At 69.9% G+C, this 6,189-nt stretch carries 4 protein-coding genes; 2 read left to right on the top strand and 2 right to left on the bottom strand.

Annotated features, from left to right (window positions below; genetic code table 11):
* Positions 1-30: 30 nt before the first annotated feature.
* A complete protein-coding gene (locus tag ACZ6DL_RS01620; protein WP_466049505.1) occupies positions 31-2,523 on the top strand; it encodes an FtsX-like permease family protein in 2,493 nt (830 codons plus the stop codon).
* A 4-nt stretch (positions 2,524-2,527) separates the two neighbouring features.
* Here the strand turns inward: ACZ6DL_RS01620 and ACZ6DL_RS01615 are convergent, their stop codons facing one another.
* A complete protein-coding gene (locus tag ACZ6DL_RS01615; RefSeq protein ID WP_466048340.1) occupies positions 2,528-4,315 on the bottom strand; it encodes a serine/threonine-protein kinase in 1,788 nt (595 codons plus the stop codon).
* A gap of 321 nt (positions 4,316-4,636) precedes the next feature.
* Between ACZ6DL_RS01615 and ACZ6DL_RS01610 the strand changes: the two genes are divergently transcribed.
* Positions 4,637-5,485, top strand: a complete 849-nt coding sequence (locus tag ACZ6DL_RS01610; RefSeq protein ID WP_466048338.1) for a serine hydrolase — start codon at positions 4,637-4,639, stop codon at positions 5,483-5,485.
* Positions 5,486-5,491: 6 nt separating this feature from the next.
* Here the strand turns inward: ACZ6DL_RS01610 and ACZ6DL_RS01605 are convergent, their stop codons facing one another.
* On the bottom strand, positions 5,492-6,157 hold the full coding sequence (locus tag ACZ6DL_RS01605; protein ID WP_040868547.1) for a response regulator: 666 nt from the start codon (positions 6,155-6,157) through the stop codon (positions 5,492-5,494).
* Between the last annotated feature and the right edge of the window lie 32 nt (positions 6,158-6,189).

Genomic DNA, 6,189 nt, shown 5'->3' with positions numbered 1-6,189 from the left:
GAGGCGGCAGCGAAGTGGGAAGGTCATCGCGTGATCGGCGCAGCGTGGGATCGTCTGCGGCTGTTCAATATCGGCGAACTGCTCGCCCATCGCGGCCGCACCCTGATGTCGCTGATCGTGATGGGCGTCTCGGCGTCGCTGCTGGTCGCGGTGCTGAGCATCTCCGGCTCGGTCACCGGTTCGGTGGACAAGCTGACCCGCGGCCTGGGCGGCAAGGCGCAGCTGGAGGTCAGCGGTATCACCGACGCGGGCTTCGACCAGCAACTGCTGCGGCGGATCGCGACCACACCCGGCGTCGCGGTGGCGGTGCCGATGCTGCGGACGCAGATCGGCACCGGCGCCGACCGCGCGCTGCTGATCGGCGCCGATTCGAATATCGGCGCGCTGGGCAGCGAATTGACCACGCCGATGAGCGCTTTCACGGGAAAGCTGCTCTCGGTGCCCAACGGGGTGCTGGTGGGCACGGGACTCGGCCGTGCCGAGGGCGAGCAGTTCACGCTGGGCGCTACGACGGTCACCGTCGCGGGCGTCCTCGATGAGGAGACTTCCGACAAGCTCAACGGCGGTCACCTCATCGCCGCTCCGCTCGGGCTCGCGCAGAAGGTCACCGATCGCGCGGGACGGCTGGATTCCGTGCAGATCATTCCCGCCGAGGGGGCCGACCTCGCGCAGGTGCGCGCGACGCTCACCGAGGCGGTGGACGGCCGCGCGGTGGTGGCCGAGCCGAGTCTGCGCACCGCGCAGGCGGGCGGGGCGATTCAAATGGTCCGCTACTCCACCACCATGGCGTCGGCCGCCGCGCTGATCGTCTCGGCGTTCCTCATCTACAACGCGATGAGCATGGCGATCGCCCAGCGCAGACCGATGCTCTCGCTGTTGCGCGCGATCGGCGGCAAACGCGGACCGATGGTGCGCGATCTGCTGGCCGAGGCCGCGCTGCTCGGCGTGCTGGGCGGCGCGGTCGGCGCGGCGCTGGGCGTGTTCATGGGCAGCGTCGCGATCGGCACACTGCCCACCGCGATCGTGCAGTCGGTGGAGGCGCGTACCGAATACTCGGTGCCCTGGTATGTGATTCCGTTCGCCGTCGTGGCCTGTGTGTTCACCAGTGTGCTCGCGGCGTCGCTGGCCGCCCGCCAGGTGTACAAGGTCCAGCCCATCGAGGCGCTGGCACCGGTCGGGGCCGGGCGGACCGATACGGCGAGCCCGCTGCTGCGCTGGCTGGCCGTCGTGGCGGGCGGCGGGCTGGCCGGGGCCGCGGTGCTGATCGCGAGCAGCGATCTCGGCCGCTATTCGCTGACCGCCATCTCGATCTCGTTCATCGCCGCGATCCTGCTCTGTTTCGCCGCCACCGGCCCGATCGTGCGGGCCGCCGCGGGAATCGCGCGCTGGTTCCGCGCTCCCGGCGCACTGGGCGCGACCACCCTGGAACGCGCGCCGCGGCGGGTATGGGCCACGGCGATGACGGTGATGATCGGCGTCGGGGCCACCGTCGGTATGAGCGGCGCCTCGAGCAACATGATCGATTCGGCCACGGTCACTTTCACGGATCTGGCGCGCAACGACGTCTACATCAGCCCCGCCTCGATGGCGCAGTTCCCCACCGGGCCGCTGCTGCCCGCGGATCTGCGGGACAAGCTCGCGGCGGTGCCCGGCGTCGCGCACCTGAGCCCGGCCCAGATGGCCTTCGCCACCCTCGGCGGCACTCGCGTGATGCTGCAAGGGTTTCCGCCGGATGCCCGCGAGACCCGGATGCGCATGCTCACCGACGATTCGGTCGCCCGGCTGTCGGCCGGAGAGGGCGTGGCGATCTCCCGCGACGTGGCGCGCTCGCTGGGCGTCGGTGTGGGCGCGGAACTCACCCTGCCGACGCCCACCGGCCCGCACACGGTGCGGGTGCTGCAGGTGATCCCGTATTTCTCCGCCATCGCCGGCGTGGTGATGATGGACCTGAACCTGCTGCGCACCTGGTACGAGCGGCCCGGCGAGACGGTGATCGCCGCCGACATCGCGCCCGGCGCCGATCGCGCGGCGGTGCTCGCGGCGATCCGGCAGGTGGTGCCGCCGGAGCTGAATGTGGACACCGGCGCGGACACCGTGGTTGCCGCGTCGTCGAGCATCGAGCAGGGCATGGCGATGAGCAACGCCATCCTGTGGATCGTGGTGCTCGTGGCCACGGTGGCATTGCTCAACACGTTGATGCTCTCGGTGCTGGAGCGCCGCAGGGAACTCGGCGTGTTGCGCGCCATGGGCACCGGGCGCAAATTCCTGATGCGTTCGGTGCTGGCCGAGGCCGCCGGGATCGGGATCGTCGGCGCGGTGCTGGGTCTGGCGCTCGGCGCGGCGGTGCAGTTCCTGGGCACGGTCGCCATCGGGCACGCCCTGACCATCGACGTCGCCTACCGGCCGAGCCCGATGCTGCTGGTCTACGGCATGATCGCGCTGGCGCTGGCGCTGCTCGGGTCGATCCCGCCCGCGTTGCGCGCGGCCCGGCTGCCCATCGTGGAGGCGCTCGCGGTCGACTGAGCGTTCACAGCGGCAGGTCGGCGAACCACGTCTTGAATTTCGCCGCGGTGATGCCGAAGCCGGAGCCCGGGTTGCTGTCGGTGAGGGTCACCGTGGCGAAAAGAAGGTAGCTCGACCGGGCCGGATCGTCGTCGAAGTCGACGACGAGATAGCCGTCCGGAAACCCGCTGGTCTTCTCCTGCCAGCGGTAGGTCGAATACGACTTACCGCCGTTGCGTTCGGTCGCCGCCGTGTTCGACGGCAGGTCCCGCACCGCGGCCTGGGCGTCCTGCGGCGACTTGAAGCCGATGAGGACGTAATCGGGGTCGGCGATCGGCGTGCCCCAGCAGTTCCAGGCCCTCGCCCAGTTCGGGAAGTCGGGTACGCCGTTGGCACTGGACACCTTGCCGCCCGGTTTGGCGGTGCCGAGGAAACAGGTCTTACCGCCATACCCCGGGCCGGAACCGATGTCGTATTTCGTGTCGACACCCTGGGGTAGCAGTTCGGGAAACGCCTTGGCGAGCTTGTCCGCATCGGAGGGGCCCGCGGGCGTCTTGGTGCCGAGGTCCAGCGGCGAGGCGGAATCCGAGAATCCCACCTTCGCGACGATGATGCCCGCCCCGACCAACAGCGCCACGATCACCAGAACGATCGTCACGATCAGGCCGGTGTTGGAGCGCCCTTGCGACGGATAGCCGGGCGGCTGGTGCGACGGGTAACCGATCGGCGGCGGGGCGGAATGTGGCGGCGCCACGGGATAACTCGGCTGCGGAGCTGCCGCGGCATAGCCGTTGGACGCCGGGAACTGCTGTCCGCCGGTCGGATTCGGGTGGTACTGCGGCGGCGCGGTGTAGCTCGGGGAGGAGGCCGTGGGGACGTAGGTCGGCGGACTCGCCTCCGGCCCGGGGTATGCCGGTTGCGCGAGGACGGTGGGCGCGGGTTGCGGCTGGTACTGCGCGGCCACCACCGTCGGAGCGGGCTCGGTGAGCGCGCGCCGTGCGGCGGAGGCGAATTCGACGCAGGAGGCGAATCGGTCGTCGGGCCGCTTCGCCATGGCCCTCGCGATCACCGCGTCGAGCGCGGGTGACAGACCGGCGCGCCGTGCCGCGACGGAGGGCGGCGGCAACTGGAGGTGTCCGCGAATGATGTCGGCCGGGGCGGGAGCGTCGAACGGGGCGATGCCGGTCAGCAACCAATACAGCGCGCAAGCCAGTGAGTACTGATCGGAGCGGTGGTCCAGGTGCGCACCGGTCATCTGCTCGGGCGAGGCGTAGGCGAGCGTCGCGGTGAACATGCCGGTCTGGGTCAGGTGGGTGGAATCCTCGCGCAGCCGGGCGATGCCGAAATCGGTGAGGAAGACCCGCTCGCCCTGGCCGCCCACCGCACGCGCCAGCATGATGTTCGCGGGCTTGACGTCACGGTGCAGCACACCCATTCCGTGCGCGTAATCCAGTGCGGACGCGACGCCCTCGATGATCTGCACGGCCCGCTCCGGCGGCAGGCTCTGCGGGTTCACCGTCGCCGCGTCGACCCCGTCGACGTACTGCATGGAGATCCACAGCTGTTCGTCCTCGGTGCCGCGGTCGTACACCGCGACGATGTTCGGATGGTCCAGCTGCGCCGCCAGGTCCGCCTCCCGCTCGAACCGGGCCCGGACCTCCGCGTCGGTGAACAACTCACGGTTGAGCAGTTTGAGCGCGGTCTGCCGTGGCAGCCTGGGGTGCCTGGCGAGATACACCGATCCCATGCCGCCCTGGCCGAGCAGCCTCTCTATGGTGAACCCGGCGAACATCGCACCGCTGTTGAGCAACACGCCCCCTTCAGGTGACCGCGGCGACCGGACAGCACGTCCGGGCGCTTTCATACCGATCCTGGAGCCTACCGGGTGACGCCGTGGCCACGGAGTTTCGAATTCTCCGGGAAGATCGGCAAAACTATGGTCGAGACATCGCGCCGTCGACGCCGCCGCGCGCCGCGGCGATGTCTCTCGTCCGGTCACCGGCCGGACGAGCCCGATGAGCTATTTTGCACCGCCGATTTACAGTGTGACCGCGTCACCGGTGGTGGGGAGGACTCGGTGGTGAGGTCGACGAGATCCGCTTCGACGTGTCGTGCGGCGCTACGCGCCGGAGCGATGGTGGTGCTGCTCACGTTGACCTCGTGCACTCTGTTCCCGGTCGATCGGGCCGCCACGGAGACACCCGCCGTGGTCGTCGACACGGCGGGAGCCTGGCGGCCGAACCTCGCGGTGTCGGTGCCGGACTCGCTGGCCGCCGACTTCACCCAGTTGCAGCCGCAGCTGGGCGGTCAGGTCGGCATGGCGATCATGCCCGTGGGCGGTGGCCGGATGACCGTCTACGGCGACTGGGTCAGCGGCATCGCGTGGTCGACCATCAAGGTGCCGCTCGCGATCGCGGCGCTGCGGCACGACTCCCAAGAAGAGATCCGGCAGGAGGTGGAGGCCGCCATCACCTGGTCGGACAACGACGCCGCCGAGGCGCTGTGGCAATCGCTCGGCGACGGGCTGGCAGCGGCCAAGGCGGTCCAGGACGTGATCGACGAGGCGGGCGACGCCACCACCGGGGTGGCGGGCCCGCGCACCACCCTGGACTACAACTCCTTCGGCGGCACCGAATGGACGCTGGCCAACCAGGCCCGTTTCGCCTCCCGGCTGCCCTGCCTGCCCGAATCGTTCCACGTCACCGAACTGATGACGGAGATCACCCCCGAGCAGGCGTGGGGCCTGGGCGTCTTGGAGGGCACGGCCTTCAAAGGCGGCTGGGGCCCCGACGACGTGACCGGCGTCTACACCGTCCGCCAGTTCGGGCTGGTGCCGGTCCGGTCCGGCATGATCGCCGTTGCCATGGCGGCGACGGCCGATTCCGGCAGCTTCGACGACTCCACCACCATCCTGAGCCGGATGGCGCGGATGCTCGGTCGTCATCTGGGCGAACTGCGCGGCGGGTCCTGCCCGCCGCTGTGATCCGGCTCAGCCAGGGGTGACCAGGCCGGTCTCGTAGGCCAGGACCACCGCCTGCGCCCGGTCCCGCAGGTTCAGTTTCGAGAAGACCTTGGAGACATGGGTCTTCACGGTCTGCTCGGCCACGAACAGGGTTTCGGCGATCTCGGAGTTCGACATGCCTTTCGCGATCAGTTCCAGCACTTCCCGCTCGCGGGGAGTCAGCGCGGACAGTTGCGGCGCGGGCTTGGCGCGGGCCGCGCCGCGGCGGCGGGTGACGTCGGCGATGAGCCTGCGGGTGACCGTGGGCGCAAGCAACGCCTGACCGTCGGCGACCACTCGCACCGCGCGCACCAACTCCTCAGCGGGCGCGTCCTTGAGCAGGAACCCGCTGGCGCCGAGACCGAGCGCCTCGTAGACGTAGTCGTCGATGTCGAAGGTGGTGAGCATCAACACGCGCACCGGCGGCTCGAATCCGGCGGCCAGGATGGCGCGGGCGGCGTCCAGCCCGTTCATCTCCGGCATGCGCACGTCCATCAGCACGACATCCGGGCGCAGCCGCTTCGCCTCGGCCACCGCGGCCTTCCCGTCGGCCGCGTCGCCCACCACACTGATATCCGGCTGCGCCGCGAGCAACGCCCCGAACCCCTGCCGGACCATCGCCTGGTCGTCGGCGATCAACACCGTAATTGCCACCCGCTCACCCTAATTGCCCTTGGCCTCCGGCC

This window comes from Nocardia sp. NPDC041819, assembly GCF_055590505.1.
Note: the sequence above shows the minus strand (reverse complement) of the source record. Positions and strands in the feature narration are given on the sequence as shown.

Excerpts from the sequence above, each read along its gene's own strand:
- ACZ6DL_RS01610 (WP_466048338.1), top strand. The coding sequence starts at position 4,637 with ATGGTGGTGCTGCTCACGTTGACCTCGTGCACTCTGTTCCCGGTCGAT.